Here is a 14,847-nt window from a genome sequence, read left to right as displayed (position 1 = left end):
TTTCTCCTCACTCTACGACCGTGTAGGCCGATTCGCACTGCTGACTCAGATCGAGCCCCAGGATTTCACTCTTCTTGTCCACTTTCATGCCCAGCAGGGCGTCGATGACCTTGAAGAGAACAAAGGTGACGACAGCGGCGTAAAGAACGGTAACCCCCACAAGCGCGAGCTGGACGAGAAATTGATGGAGGCCGCCGAAAAAGAGGCCGTCCGCACCGGCGGAATTGACCGCCTTCTCCGCCAAGAGTCCCGTGGCGATCGTGCCCCAGGCTCCGCCGACCCCGTGCACGCCGAAGGCATCGAGGGAATCGTCATAACCCAGTTTGGCCTTGACGACGGCAATGGCCATGTAGCAGATCGCGCTGGCGGCCGCCCCGATGACGATGGAGCTCAAGGGGGAAACAAAGCCGCAGGCGGGGGTGATGGCCACCAGGCCCGCCACCGCACCCGTCACAGTGCCGAGGACGGTGGGCGCGCCGTGAATCCTCCATTCGATCAGGGCCCAGGCAAAACCCGCCGCAGCCGTTGCCGTATTGGTCGTTACGAAGGCATTTGCCGCCAGCTCATTGGCGGCAAGGGCGCTTCCCGCATTGAACCCGAACCAGCCGAACCAGAGCAGCGCGCCGCCCAGGACCGTGAAAGGCAGATTGTGAGGCCGGAAGGGTTCGCTGGCATAGCCGATCCGCTTTCCAAGCAGCAGCGCCATGACCAGGGCGGATATGCCGGAACTCACATGAACGACGATTCCCCCCGCAAAATCAAGGGCGCCCAGTCTTCTCATCCAGCCGCCCGTACTCCAGACCCAGTGGGCCAGGGGATCATAGACCAGGGTGGCCCAGAGGATCGTCAGTACGAGAAAGGAGGAAAATTTCACCCGTTCCGCAAAGGCGCCGATAATCAAGGCCGGCGTGATGATGGCGAACATCGCCTGGAAGATCATAAAAACGAGATGGGGAATGGTGGCGGCATAATCCCCGTTGGGAGCGCCCCCGACCCCCTTCAGACCCGCCCAGTCCAGACCGCCGATGATTCCCCAGCCCGTATCGGGACCAAAGGCCAGGGAATATCCATAAAGGACCCACTGCAGACTGATGGCGCACATGATGATAAAGCACTGCATAAGAATGGAGAGAACATTCTTCCGCCGCACCAGCCCGCCATAGAAAAAGGCCAGGCCGGGCGTCATAACAAAAACCAGTACCGTGGACATGAGGACCCAGGCGGTATCTCCTGCATTCATGATGAGTTCCTCCTCTAGAATTTCAATCGTTTCAAAGTGCCGCAGATCTGAAAACCGGTTTCTTTATCGGCCGGCGACAAGCGGTTCCGTAAGCTTGACGCCTTGGAAAGGAACAGAGCAAAGGGAGTGCCAGGGGAAAAAATCATTTTATCTTATTGATATAACAAAACAAATACTTACCAGCCCTCGGCTCGGATACTTAATTGGAACAATATTGTTCCTTCGCGGCACTGCTTCAGACCATAATTGAACAACGGCCTGTCCAGACAGGGGGATTTCCCCTGGCGGAAACACCGGTCCCGCTCCTCCATCTTCAAGGATCAAAGCCGGATTCCGACACCCCCGGACTCCTTGTATCGCCTTTCACGGCCTGCCGGGCAAAGGCAGCTCCGCCGCAGGATTTCCCCTTGCGCTGCGGGATAAAACATGGAATGAAAGCGTGGGCTGTAAGGGGAGAGTCGATGTTGCACAGGAGATTCAATGGACTTGAGCTATACGCTTTTAAGGAGCGGAAAAAGGCGGAAGACGCTCTGCCTCCAAGTGGCAAGGGATGGCCGGATCGTCATCCGGGCCCCCTTGTTCACCCCTCAGGATGAAATCGAGAAGTTTTTTTTGAACAAACTGGACTGGCTGAGGGATCGCCTCCGAAAGAGGGACAGGCTGCCGGAGGAAAGGAGCCCTCGGGCCTTTCGGGAAGGGGAAACCTTCCTCTTTATGGGAACGGCCTATCCCCTTCGGATCGAACCGGCAGATTCCGCTTTGGAAGGCCGGCTTTTCTTCGATTCCAGGCATTTCGTTCTCGGACGGAGCGATCCGGCAAGGGGCCGGGAGATTTTTACCGCCTGGTACGGAGAGCAGGCCCGGAGACACATCGGGGAGCGACTGGAGGAATTCAGCCGGCGCCTGGAGCTCTTTCCCCGGAGTTTTCGAATTACAGCGGCAAGGAGCTTCTGGGGGTCCTGCTCAGCGGCGGACCGGCTGGCCTTCAACTGGCGGCTGATCATGGCGCCCTGCTCCGTTATCGATTATGTCATTGTCCATGAGCTTCAGCATCTCGCGGAAAAGAATCATTCCCCGGCATTCTGGAAGCGGGTCGCCCTGGTGATTCCCGATTACCGGGATCGGAAACTCTGGCTGCGCAAAAATGGCTCCTTCCTGAATCTGTGATTCCAATTCCAGATCAAAGATGGTAGCAAGATGACAGAAACATGGAAGACACGCTGATCTTCAGCGCTGAATATTTGCAGATTACTCAAGGAGACGTCGTGTGGATGAAGAGTTGATTCCTCTGTCCCTCCTGAAGGAGGGGGAAGAAGGGATTGTCCGCTCCGTCAGGGGGGGAAGAAGACTGATCAGTCGGCTGGCCAGCATGGGAATCAGCCAGAATGCCCGAATCCGGGTCCTGCAGAGCGCCGGCGGCCGGTTCATTGTCGAGGCGTCCGACGCCCGCATCGCCCTGGGATGGTTCGAGGTCGGCCATATCGGCGTGGTCCGAAGCGTCACCAGCAGGGAAGAACCCCCACCCGCCTCGGAACAGCGCCGCATCCTGGTGGCCCTCGCCGGTCAACCCAACGTCGGGAAATCGACGATCTTCAATATCCTGACCGGCCTTTCCCAGCATGTGGGCAACTGGCCCGGCAAAACGGTGGAGAAGAAGGAAGGCGTCTACATCGCCGACAATACGGAGATGCACATCGTCGATCTCCCCGGCACATACAGCCTTACGGCCTTTTCAGAGGAAGAGCGCGTTGCCAGGGATTTCATCCTTCAAAACCGCCCCGATGTCATCGCCCTGCTGATCAACGCCTCATCCCTGGAACGAAGTCTCTATCTTCTCTCGGAACTGCTTCTCCTGGGACCTCCCGTGGTCGCTGCGGTGAACATGATCGACGTGGCCGAATCCTCGGGAATCAGCATCAACATGGCAAAGCTCCGCAAATCCCTGGGCATTCCCGTCGTTCCCATGATTGCCACAAAAAATACCGGGATCAACGACCTGGTCGCCCAGATCCTTGCAACGGCCGACGGCAATGAGTCCTATCAGCCCGTTCTTCCCGGAGTGTCATCGGATCACGAGGACGTCTACCATGAGCTGCTGAACCTGATCCGCGAACATGCCACCCCGGACGCCTACCCCCCGGAATGGGTTTCCATCAAGCTGATGGAGGGAGACGGAGAAATTTCCAGGAGAGTGGAAGACCGCGTGCCGGCCTTTGTCCGGGAGCGGATCAACGCCCTCCTCATCGAACACGAAGACGCCCTGCGCGCCGTGGTCAACGGCCGCTACAGCTGGATCAAGACGATCACGGACCAGGCGGTCTCCCGGAAACGAATGGAAGAAGTGCTGCTCACCGACCGGATCGATCATGTCCTGACCCGTCCAATCTGGGGAATACCGATTCTTCTTGGCGTCTTCGGACTCATCTTTCTTCTGACCTACACCGTCGGATTCCCCCTGCAGAAGCTTCTGGAGGAGGCGGTCATCCTGCTGGGCCGTTCCCTGGAGCCTCTTTTTGTCTCTGCTCCGCTGTGGCTGAAGGGACTCGTTCTTGACGGGGTGATCGGGGGAGCAGGATCGGTCCTGACCTTCCTCCCCATCCTGGTCATCTTCTTTGCGGTCCTGGCATTGCTTGAAGACGTCGGCTACATGGCGCGGGCAGCCTTCGTGATGGACCGCTTCATGCATCTCATCGGGCTTCACGGCAAGAGCTTCATGCCCCTGTGCCTGGGTTTCGGCTGCAATGTACCGGCAATCATGGGGGCCAGGATTCTGGAATCCAGGAAAGCCCGGCTTCTCACGCTTCTGCTGATTCCCTTTGTTCCCTGCACGGCGCGCCTGGCCGTTCTGACCTTCATGACGGCCGCGCTTTTCGGCCATAAGGCAACCCTCGTTTCCTGGTCCCTGCTGACCTTGAACATCCTCGTCCTGGGCGTCGTCGGAATGGCGGCTTCAGCGCTTTTTCTCAAGGACGAGCAGACCCCTTTCATCATGGAACTTCCCCTCTACCATAAGCCCAATCCCCGAACCATCGGCATGGTGGTCTGGAGCCGTTCCCTCGCCTTTGTGAAAAAGGCGGGAACGGTGATTGTCCTCGTCTCTGTCGTGATCTGGCTGCTGTCCTACCTTCCCGAGGGTCGGCTGGAAGACAGCTTCCTGGCGCGGGGAGGAATGCTCCTGGAGCCGTTTGGGGTTCCCCTTGGCCTGGACTGGAAAATGGTGACGGCCCTGCTGACCAGCATCGTGGCAAAAGAAAACGCCGTCGCCACGCTGGGAGTCCTGTACGGAGTGGGAGACGAAGGACTTGTCCGCCTGCTGCCGTCGGTGATCAGTGCCGCATCGGGGCTCTCCTTCCTGGTTGTTCTGATGCTCTTTGTCCCCTGTGCGGCGACCGTGGCGGTGATGAAGCAGGAGATGAGAGATCGGAAGTGGTTTGTGCTGTCCCTGACTCTGACCCTGGTCATCTCCTATCTGGGGGGCATGGCCGCCTATCGAATCGCTTTCTGGCTCGGTTTGTAAAGGCGCCCCTGAAATCCGCCCGACGTTATAGGACACGCGACAGGGAAGGACCGAATGACCGTTGTGCCGGTCCTTCCTTATGGAAGAGAAGTCATTTGTGACGGGTAATGCAATCGTGAATTGTTTTTTCCGTAAATATATGCTTAGTACTCCATTAAAAATGGAGGGAAACTCAGAATGAGCTCGATCAAGCATCCGCCTATTTCTTTAACCGCAAATTTTTATCAGCTGGGAACTCCGGCTTTCCCTGCTTTCCTGTCCATGGGAGACATCGGGATGTTAATCGAAGGGGGGACAGGCCCTACGTTCCCGATCATCGTTGAACAGATAAGAACCCTGGGAATCAGCCCTGAAAGAATCAAGTATATCATCCTGACCCACACCCACGCCGATCACATAGGCGGCATTCCCCATTTCAAGCGCATATGGCCGCACATCAAGCTGATCGGCAGCAAGGTGGCGGATAAGATTTTCAAGAAGAAGGAATTGTTCTTTGATTATCTCCTGGCTGACACGGCCATCGCCCAGCTCATGAAGGCCAAGGATGAGATAGACGACCTGCCGCCTTCACTGAACGACTACCACTTTGAGCTTGATTCCAGCGTGAAGGAAGGGGACAGGATCGACCTCGGCAAGGGGGTCGTCTGGGAGGTTTACGAAACGCCGGGGCATTCGCCATGCCACATCTGCCTTTTTGAACGGTCGGAGGGCACCCTGGTTGTTGGAGACTGCACCGGATTTTATGTCCCGGAAAAGGATGCGTTCTGGCCGAATTATTTTGTGTCCCTGGAAGATTATGTGAACAGCATCCGCAAGCTTGCAGCCCTGCCGGCCAATCGGGCCGTTCTGAGCCACAACTGCGTCGTATACGGAAAGGTCAGAGAGTATCTGCAGTATGCCATGGCTGCCACAGAAAAATACCATCGGGAACTTCTGGATCGACTTGCCAATGGAGAGACGGCGGAACGGATCGCCCTGGACAAGGCGAGGTTTGTCGACAGCATTACCGACATCCAGCCGTTCAAGATCATGTATGACTTGAGCAAACTCATGATCAACAGGTCACAGAAGGCCGATCCGAATCTTTCCTTCGAGCTTTAGGCGGAAGCACGCTGTGACACCCCTGGAACCCGCCGGTCTTCCGGACTCGCCTCGCTTCGGGAGCCATCCAGCTCCCGGCGCAGCATCTTCAGCAAGTCCGGGGGTTTAAACGGCTTCTGGATCAGTTTGAGTCCGGAAGTGAGAATAAAGTTGGTGTGCAGGGCATCTTCACTGTATCCGCTCATAAAGAGGCACCGGATGCCGGGATGGACGGCGCGGATCTCATCATAGACGCAGCGTCCGCCCTTCCTGGGCATGATGACATCCAGCAGCAGCAGATCGATCTCTTGCGCGTGGCCCCGGTAGATGCGCAGGGCATCTTCGCCATCGACGGCCGCAAGGACCCTGTATCCAGCCATCTTCAGTATCTCCTCGGTGAGGAAGCGGAGAGGGGCATCGTCTTCCGCCATGAGGATCGTCTCATGCCCCCCCGGAGGCAGGACTGTTTCCTCCTCGAAAAGCTCTTGCTCGGAACTTTCGATAACCGGAAGGCAGATCTTGAATCGGGCGCCTTCCCCGGGTTCGCTGTCGACCTGGACGATCCCTTCATGCTGCCGGATGATCCCGTAGACGGTGGCCAAGCCAAGGCCTGTGCCCTGCAATTTTCCCTTCGTGGTATAAAAGGGTTCGAAGATTTTGCTTTTCGTTTCCGGATCCATTCCGCAGCCTGAATCCGTTATGCTCATCTGCACGTACCGCCCCGGCTTTGCCCCGTCATGCCGGGCGCAAACGCCGTCATCAAGCCAGGCGTTCTGAGTCTCGATGGACAGGCGCCCTCCGTCGGGCATGGCATCCCGGGCATTGACACAGAGGTTGATGAGCACCTGCTCCATCTGCCCCCGGTCGGCGTTCACCTTCCACAATGCAGAGCCGGGAAGGATGTCCAACTCGATATTTTCGCCGATGAGGCGGCGGAGCATCTTCATGAGATTGTCAATGACCGCATTCAAATCCAGCGGACCCAGCTGAAGGACCTGACGCCTGCTGAAGGCAAGCAGCTGGCGGGTCAACGCGGCCGCTTTCTCCCCGGCTTTTTCAACCTCTTTCAATTTTCTGTAATGCCTGTCCTCTGTTCCCAGTGACATCAGAACCATGTTGGTATAGCCGAGGATGGCCTGCAGAATGTTGTTAAAGTCATGGGCCACCCCGCCGGCGAGCTGACCGATGGCCTCCATCTTCTGTGCCTGGCGAAGCTGCTCTTCAAGCGCCTTGCGGGATGTGATATCCTGAAAGACGATAATTGATCCGCCGGAGTCGCTCGTCCCATCCAGATAGGATCGGCCCACCAGCGCCCAGATGGACGCCCCATCCTTTCGTCTCATCCGAAGCTCTTTCATGGCGTACTGCGTTGAATACAGAGCCTCTCCCGCCGCCCGGTAATCTTCGTCGCTGAAGTAGAGGAAGCGGGCCGTGCGCCCCACCATTTCTTCCGGCAGATAACCGAATGTCCTGAGGCAATAATCGTTGACCCTCATGATGACCCTGTCCTCACCGACGGCGCATATGGCCAGGGGAGCGGCCTGGAACAGAACTCTCCAGAGGGCTTCGTTCTCCTTACGTTCCGTAATATCGCGCGCAGAGCTGATGACGGCCTTGACCTCCCCTGAATCGTCCTTTTCCGGAATTTGAATCACATCGAGCCACAGCCCGTCCGGTTGCTGGAATTGATGGCGGATAATTTCTCCAGATACAAAGCCCCGTTCAACGATCTCATGGCCTTCGTCGCATATTTCCCGGGAAAACCCGACATCTTCAAAGGTCTTGCCGATAAACTCACCCGGTGACAGGGGAAATCCGGTATGCTCGATCACGAACCGGTTGACATAGAGGTAGCGATGATTCCGGTCGAAGCGTACGATTCCATCCCCACAGTTTTCCACCAGGGCGCGGAAGGTCTCTTCCCTTTCCCGCAGGGCCGCCTCGGCGGCTTTACGCTGGGTGATGTCCCGGACATTGGCCAGAATCAGGGGACGATTGGCCAGCACAAGCCGCTTGACGGCAACTTCGGCCTCAAAGGTGGAGCCATCGCTGAGTCGCCTCGCCCTCTGTTCGAACTGGAACGATTCCCCCTTCATCACCCTGTCCCACAGCTCCTTCTGAAGCTCGCCAGGAGAATCCTCTGCGGGAAAACAGTCGAGAAAGGATGATTCGAGCGCCTCCTCTCTGCTGATATCATGAATTTCCAGCATCTTCTGATTGCAGTCCAGGATCCGTCCTTCGGCATCATGGACAACGATCGCGTCGTGGGTATTGTCAAAAATCGTGCGGAGGAACTGTTGCGACTCTTTCAGGTCCTGCTCTTTCCGGTTGCGGTCGGTTATATCCTCGAGGACAACCACTGTCTCCAGTGAAGATCCTTCCGATTGAAGAAGTGCGGCGGTCAAGACCATATCGCGAATGCTCCCGTCCTTCCGCCGGTGCCTTGTCTGGACGGAAGCGATGGCCTGCTCGGAGACTTCCGGGTACAGCTCCCTCCCCACCCGCTCATACTCCGCGTCATCTTCGTATAAGATCCGCGTTGAGCGCCCGATGATTTCAGGATCCGAATATCCGGTGATATCGCACCAGGCCTGGTTGACACTGCGGAAAATGCGGTCCTTCATGATGGACAGGCCCACAGGAACCGCCTTGAACGTCGCACGGAGACCCTCTTCCGCCTTCCTGCGCCTGGTGATATCCCGGTCGATGCCCCGATATCCTTCCAGATGCCCCCATTCATTGATAATGGGTATGCCGCTCGTTTCGATAACAACGATCCGGCCATCCTTATGGAGGTTGATATTTTCCAGCCTTTGAAAGGGTTTTGGCCTTTCAAGGTGTTCAGCCAGGATTTCAGCCACGCGCTCCGCCTCGCCGGGAGGCATCAGATCCGTCACAGCCCTGCCCAGGACCTCCAGGGGTTCATATCCCAGAATATCTTTGACCTTGGGGCTTGCATAGGTGTAGATACCCCGGTAATCCGTCTCCCAGATCCAGTCGCTCGTCGCCTCAACGAGCGACCGGAAACGTTCCGCGCTGTTCCTCAGCGCCCTTTCCGTCAGACAGTGGTCGGATTCCGATCGTTCCAGTTCTTTAATCCTCTGCTTCAGGCGATCATTCTCTTCAAACAGGTCTTCAATGGTTTTTGCTGAATCGTACATCCTGAGCTCCTATGCCATGACGAAGGGAAAGACGGGGAGGGGAAAAGAAATCATGGCTGGGGTTACGACAACTTTTTATGGGGCTACTGATTCCTCTTTGCATGTCAAATGAGGCGTTCGGCCTCGCGTTACCCGACAGAAAACATGGATTGAACTATTTTATTTCATTAACAATAACAGGCAAGCAACTATCATTCCTGATCATCTTTGCGCTGCCGGACAATCAAATGAAGTCCATTCCCGCCTTCAGATATCCGCCATGGTTCATTCCCGCATCTGTTTGTTCCTGCCATGCGCCCCTTTCTCTAGACATCCCGGCGGCAGGATGCTATGAATGACACTGCCGGGTTTTCGGATTTTCCAAGAGAGCCGGAAAAACGGCGCGGCAACTCCGAGGGCGGAACGAGCCGCCTTGAGACATTCCGTGAAGCAGCGGGAATATGTTCACAACCAGGCAAGGAGACGGCGTCAGATGAGATTTATTCCCAGGGAAGAAAAATTTTTCGATCTCTTCGAAGAGCTGGCGGCTAAGATCGAAGAGGGCGGCCTTGTGTTCATGGATATGCTGGAACATTACGACCAGGCGGAACCCAGGATCGCCCGGATCAAGGAAATCGAGCACGAGGCCGATGTCATCACGCACAAAACCTACGAGAAAATGCATCGGACCTTTCTCACCCCCTTTGACCGGGAGGACATCCACGCGCTCCTGAACAATATGGACACGGTCATGGATATTATCGAGGCCTGTGCCATCCGGATGCCCCTTTACAGGATCAAGGAACCGGCGCAAGAGCTCAAGGAGCTGGCCCGGATTCTCAACAAGGCCATAACCAAGGTGAAAGAGGTGGTCTATGCCCTGCGGGACAGGAAGAATGCCCCGATGATCCTTGCTGCCTGCGTGGAAATCAATACGGCGGAAAACGAAGGGGACATCGTGTTGAGACGGGCGGTTTCCCGGCTCTTTGAACAGGAGAAGGACGTGGTCGAGCTGATCAAATGGAAGGAAATTTTTGAACGGATCGAAGAAGCCACCGATGTCTGCGAGGATGTGTCCAATATCGTCGAGGGGATCGTCCTGAAAAATGCTTGACGGGTCTGCGTGACGCTTTTCCCATTCGAACAACCGGGAAACCGGAATCTCTGTGCTTTGGCGGATCTGTGGGGTCGATGGCACAGACCTGCCCCTCATCCCGGTGCGATCTTCAAATCGAAAAAGAGAAGTCCGCGGACATCATCCGCCTGACACTCCATCGACCTTGAGACGAAATGATCCCGGCAGCACATGGGAACGCTGATGAGGATCTTATTTGCGGATTATTTCACGGTGTACCCGCGACCGTCGAGGCAGGCAGACATCGCCCGCAGATAGTCCGCTTGCGTCCCCTTCGTCTGCGCTTCGGGCGGCTGCGTCGGATCGAAACCCGTCTGCTCGACAGCCCACTGATGGCATTCATACCGGTCATCCGCCTGCTGCTGCTCGCTCTGATTCAGGCGGGGATAGATGAACAAATCATCCGCCGGCGGCGGCACCTGGCTGGCCTCATCCTTCGGCGGCGGAACGACGACATAGCCGGCCCCCCGGTGGGTGTAATAGACTTCGTTGGCGTAATAATAGGGAACCCCGCCCGCCCATACCGTGGTGTAATAAGGCGGGAGGAAAGAAACATACAGGCCCGGAGGGGGAATTACGACGGAAAAATAGGCGCCGTAGGGGCGGTACCAGACACCCCTTGAATAGTAATAGTGACGCCCGCCATGATGCACATGATGGGAGTGCCGGGGCGCTTTTCGATAGGATTGGCCGTGGACGGGATAGCTGCGGTTGTGATGATAGCGCGTATCCCGATACTCACGGGAGTGGCTGCCGCCTGGAACGGCCCGCTGGGCGGAAGCGGGGGCATTTCTGTACGACTTGCCGCCGGAACCGTGCCGCACTCCTCGATCCGCAGACTCTGCCGCCGTTGACCAGCAAAGCAGCACAATCCCCGTCAGAAGAACCGACATCCACCCCCTGGCTGCGGATCCTTTTTTTTGGAATAAATTCATCATGACTCTCCACCTCCCTGAACATTTCCCGGGGGGCTTGCTCTGTCAACGCACCGTGTAACCCCGGCCTTCCATGCAGGCGGACATCGCCCTTCGGAAACGGCCCGCCTGCCCTGCAAGCTGGGCATCCCGGGTGCGGGTCTGCGCATTATAGGATTCCTCGATCCGCCGCGCCGATTCCTGCCTTGCCACGTCGGAAGCAGCCCCGACCACGGCTCCCCCTGCTGCGCCGATCAGCGCGCCCTCCCCGGCATGATAAGGGCCGCCGATCAGCGCACCCAGCACCGCACCGGCAATGGACATCGTGACGGTATCCCATCCCGGCGTCGGCATCGGCACCACGCTGACGCGCTGATTCCTGGGAATGGCCGATTTCCCCGGGTCAAATCCCGTCATCTTCACCGCCCAGTTGTAGCATTCGTAATGGTCGCGAGACTGCTTTTCAACCGTTTGCCCCTTGTTCGGGTAAAAGTACAGCTGGTTCAGAGGCAGACTGGCATGATCGCCGTCACCGGCAGGGGACGGCACGACCGCGGCAGAGGGTCCGCAATAGCAGGACGTCAGCCCCGCAGCGGTCAGGAAAAGCAAAATTCCGAAACAAAACCATGACATCCCCTTTTTGAGCCGTTGCCTTCCCTTTTTTCCTTTGCCGGATACCAACACGTTTTCTGCCTTTCATTCCCCGAAAGCTCCCGCGGACCGGAGAGGACAACGGCCTCCGTGCGGGATATGTTCTTTGACCACGATGTCCTTGAAACCTCATTCATGACCTTTTCTTCAGCAGGGAGTGTGCCGAAGGGTCCGGAACATCCCCATAAAAAAGAACCGCGCGATATGAGCTCGTTGCAGACGTTCACCCGGGAAAGCCCCGGGGCACAGTGAATAATAAGTATCCATCCGGACTATCCACCTGGGAAGAAAGTAGCCGGTCCCCAGGGCTGCCCCGGAAAAGCTCATTCATTCATCCAGGAGGCAAAGGCCGGCAGACAACGCCGCCTTGACGGCATCGGCCAGTTCCGCCGCCGTAATGCGCCGGTTGATCCGCTCATCCCTGTGGGCAAGTCCACAGGGGCGGTACTGTCCCATGACGTTGACACAGGTGGAAGGAGAGATCTCCCGGGACAGAAAATTCATGACGTCACGGGAACCGGCGATATCGTCCGGCATGACCAGATGACGCACGAGAAGCCCCCGCACGGCAAGCCCGGCTTCGTCGCACCGTAGGTCACCCACCTGGCGGTGCATCTCCTTGAGCGCCTTTGCCGCCTGTTCCCGGTAATCCGAAACATGGCAGAAGCGCCGCGCCCAGGCGTTATCCCAGAATTTGAAGTCCGGCAGATAGATGTCGACAATCCCCTCCAGCAGTTTCAGGGTTTCCACGCTTTCATAACCGCCGCAGTTGTAAACCAGAGGTATGTCCAGCCCCTGCTCGATGGCCGGAACCAACGCCTGCAGAATCTGCGGAACCACGTGGGTCGGAGTCACAAGATTGATATTGTGACATTTCATTTTCTTCAAGGCGATCATCATGGCCGCCAGCTCACCGGGCTCAACGGCCTTGCCGGCAAGACAGTGACTGATCTCATAGTTCTGGCAGAACGAGCACAGGAGGCTGCAGGAACTGAAAAAAACCGTTCCGGAACCGCAGGTTCCCACGAGCGGGGCCTCCTCCCCGAAATGGGGAGAGTAACTGGCAACGACGGCTTGGTCGCCGGTTCTGCAGATTCCTGCTTTTCCCGCCAGCCGGTCCACGCCGCAGTTGCGCGGGCAGAGCCGGCAGGAGGGAGAAATCAGCGCCATGGCCTGCTCAATTCGTTCCTGCAATATTCCTTCGCGGTACAGAAAGAGGTATGATGGCCGGTTCATAAACGAGCCCTCCGCTTTACCGGGTCAGACAACCCGATCTCAATGGGTAAAAGCCGCCTAGACAAAGGAAATTTCCCCTGAATTCCAGTGATATCCTATACCATTTTTCGGAATCAGACCAGAGCCCAAGGAGGCCCAAATCCACCGCCTATTTTGAAGCAACTGATCATTTCGGTTTTTCACGCCACGTTTTGAAGAAATTCAGAACCGAAAGATTGGTTGTAGTGTCAAAATCAAGTGGATCTCATGCGATAAGTCTCTCCTGAACGGATTTTTTGCGTATCTCGGAGGCACTTCTCCCTCCGGTAAAATTTTCCCTTTCTGAAATCCACCGCCTGATTCTTATTTCCTTTTTATTATCAAGGAGATCTCTGTTCTTACCCTGCCGGAAGCCATGCCAACGCCTGAATCCGGTGCCGGGCAGCAAGAAGCAGGTCCATGGCCCGGTGCCCTTTCACCAGACGGATAATCAACTCCTGGGATCGTTCCACAATGCGCCCCGGAAGATTGATAAGCGAAAAACGGATCTCTTTCATCCTCCTGGTCGTCCATGATCGTCCCAATGCCAGCTGCTTCAGCGCTGAATTGAGATTCAGTGCCAGAATCATGATCCACCACCAGGCCGCATTTTCGCCAAAGTCTCCCGAGGGAAGGCGACCGCCGGCAAAATCTCCTTTCATGACGGAATGGGCTTCCTCAGATTTCCCGCATCGCTCACGGTGCCAGCGAATCAGAGCATCTCCATCCCAATCCATGTTCGTCACCAGACCAAACACCTTGTACGGCTGACTCGAAACGCTCATTGTCGGAAAGGGCAATTCCTCCTGAAGAGATTCCATCCCCGGCAGATACGAAAAGTTCAACTTCTCGCGAATGGCAAGATAACGGTAAACAGGAGCATTCTTGCTGTGGGCGATTGCTGAGGGAATAAAGCAGACCTCCGCCCATTGCTGATTGGTCTCAGTCGGAACGCCATCATAGATTTTGTGCACAGGCGACCATTCCGATTCCTCCACATCCAGCACCGCCTTCTTGAACTCCGCTGTGACATCGCAGCCGACCGCAAACTCGATCCGCCCAAACCGCTCATGTGCTCCTTGCTCGCAGTAGCGAAGCAACGCATGCTGATACCCTGCCGTGTCCGAACGGAGGCGGACCTTTTCAACCTCTGCCGGCAACAGAGCAAGGGCTTCCTGCAGTACCCGCAATTGCTCATGCCCGGCAGGAACATTCCCATCACGAAACTCCGTATGCAATACCATCGACTGCTCCGCCCACCACGTATTCAACGGCTGGTATGCCGAAAAACCCTTGTAACTGTAAAGAGATTCCCGCTTGCCCGTGGCCACGAGCGTCGCATCCTGATCCAGCGTCGCTATCCCCTGAGGATTTCGCTTCTGGACGAAAGCCATCATGTCCGCATTCACTGCCGACAATCCCTGTAAATGTTTATTCGCAGGCGGAATGAAGGCCGTGCACGCCACTCGCTTTGCCTCCTGAGTCGTATCATGAAAGGCCGATAAAAACCGAAACACCGACGAAGGAGATGGAACACTGCGATTCCTCTCCTTCCTCCACCGCCGATCCAACTCCCGCCGCTCACGGCGGGTCATCCCCTTCTGCTCAATCCGGCGCAACACCCGACAAAACCCCTCGTCGTCCTCCAGCTTGCGTAAATCATCCACACATTCCCCACCAGCAAGATTAAGCAATATCAAGGATGTTACTATCTGCGCATCCGTCCATCCCTGACGCTTCACATGAATGTGGCGTGCAATGCTGTCTGAAAGCCCCATGACCGAGGCTAAATCCAGGTACAACGGAAGACCGGCCAGAGCCGTCATTCCCGACTCTCTTTTCTCCTCTTCATACTTGAATGATAGGACCCCTTGTGCCATAATCGCTTCACCTCGTTGATGATGATTTTTCCTTGA

10 protein-coding genes are annotated in these 14,847 nt (G+C 56.4%); 4 read left to right on the top strand and 6 right to left on the bottom strand.

All coding sequences use genetic code 11. The annotated features are described in order from the left end of the window. Nucleotides 1-7: 7 nt before the first annotated feature. The gene (locus AB3175_RS08970) at nucleotides 8-1,240 is read right to left on the bottom strand and encodes an ammonium transporter (RefSeq protein ID WP_367360604.1); all 1,233 of its coding nucleotides are present in this window, start codon (nucleotides 1,238-1,240) and stop codon (nucleotides 8-10) included. 480 nt (nucleotides 1,241-1,720) lie between these two features. Between AB3175_RS08970 and AB3175_RS08965 the strand changes: the two genes are divergently transcribed. The 3 genes from AB3175_RS08965 (at nucleotide 1,721) to AB3175_RS08955 (ending at nucleotide 5,858) form a co-directional block, all read left to right on the top strand. Further along, the gene (locus AB3175_RS08965; RefSeq protein ID WP_367360603.1) at nucleotides 1,721-2,407 is read left to right on the top strand and encodes a M48 family metallopeptidase; all 687 of its coding nucleotides are present in this window, start codon (nucleotides 1,721-1,723) and stop codon (nucleotides 2,405-2,407) included. A 100-nt stretch (nucleotides 2,408-2,507) separates the two neighbouring features. After that, nucleotides 2,508-4,757 carry a ferrous iron transport protein B gene (feoB, locus tag AB3175_RS08960; protein ID WP_367360602.1) on the top strand — a complete coding sequence of 750 codons (2,250 nt, stop codon included), beginning with the start codon at nucleotides 2,508-2,510 and terminating at the stop codon, nucleotides 4,755-4,757. Nucleotides 4,758-4,934: 177 nt separating this feature from the next. Further along, entirely contained in the window at nucleotides 4,935-5,858 is a 924-nt protein-coding gene (locus AB3175_RS08955; RefSeq protein WP_367360601.1) for an MBL fold metallo-hydrolase, read from the top strand. On the opposite strand, the gene AB3175_RS08950 is transcribed toward AB3175_RS08955, so the two are convergent. Then, nucleotides 5,855-8,998, bottom strand: coding sequence for a PAS domain S-box protein (locus AB3175_RS08950; RefSeq protein ID WP_367360600.1), 3,144 nt, complete (start codon nucleotides 8,996-8,998; stop codon nucleotides 5,855-5,857). The genes AB3175_RS08955 and AB3175_RS08950 overlap by 4 nt on opposite strands. 472 nt (nucleotides 8,999-9,470) lie before the next feature. On the opposite strand from AB3175_RS08950, the gene AB3175_RS08945 reads away from it, so the two are divergent. After that, on the top strand, nucleotides 9,471-10,091 hold the full coding sequence (locus AB3175_RS08945) for a DUF47 domain-containing protein (protein ID WP_367360599.1): 621 nt from the start codon (nucleotides 9,471-9,473) through the stop codon (nucleotides 10,089-10,091). A gap of 224 nt (nucleotides 10,092-10,315) precedes the next feature. On the opposite strand, the gene AB3175_RS08940 is transcribed toward AB3175_RS08945, so the two are convergent. From AB3175_RS08940 to AB3175_RS08925, 4 genes are all read right to left on the bottom strand, one after another. Then, entirely contained in the window at nucleotides 10,316-11,050 is a 735-nt protein-coding gene (locus AB3175_RS08940) for a DUF6515 family protein (protein ID WP_367360598.1), read from the bottom strand. Nucleotides 11,051-11,092: 42 nt separating this feature from the next. Then, entirely contained in the window at nucleotides 11,093-11,659 is a 567-nt protein-coding gene (locus tag AB3175_RS08935) for a glycine zipper 2TM domain-containing protein (RefSeq protein WP_367360597.1), read from the bottom strand. 345 nt (nucleotides 11,660-12,004) lie between these two features. Continuing rightward, a complete protein-coding gene (locus tag AB3175_RS08930) occupies nucleotides 12,005-12,913 on the bottom strand; it encodes a radical SAM protein (RefSeq protein ID WP_367360596.1) in 909 nt (302 codons plus the stop codon). 377 nt (nucleotides 12,914-13,290) lie between these two features. Further along, the gene (locus AB3175_RS08925; RefSeq protein WP_367359693.1) at nucleotides 13,291-14,811 is read right to left on the bottom strand and encodes an IS1380 family transposase; all 1,521 of its coding nucleotides are present in this window, start codon (nucleotides 14,809-14,811) and stop codon (nucleotides 13,291-13,293) included. Between the last annotated feature and the right edge of the window lie 36 nt (nucleotides 14,812-14,847).

The organism is Syntrophus sp. (in: bacteria) (genome assembly GCF_040768185.1).
Lineage (GTDB): Bacteria > Desulfobacterota > Syntrophia > Syntrophales > Syntrophaceae > Syntrophus > Syntrophus buswellii.
Note: the sequence above shows the minus strand (reverse complement) of the source record. Positions and strands in the feature narration are given on the sequence as shown.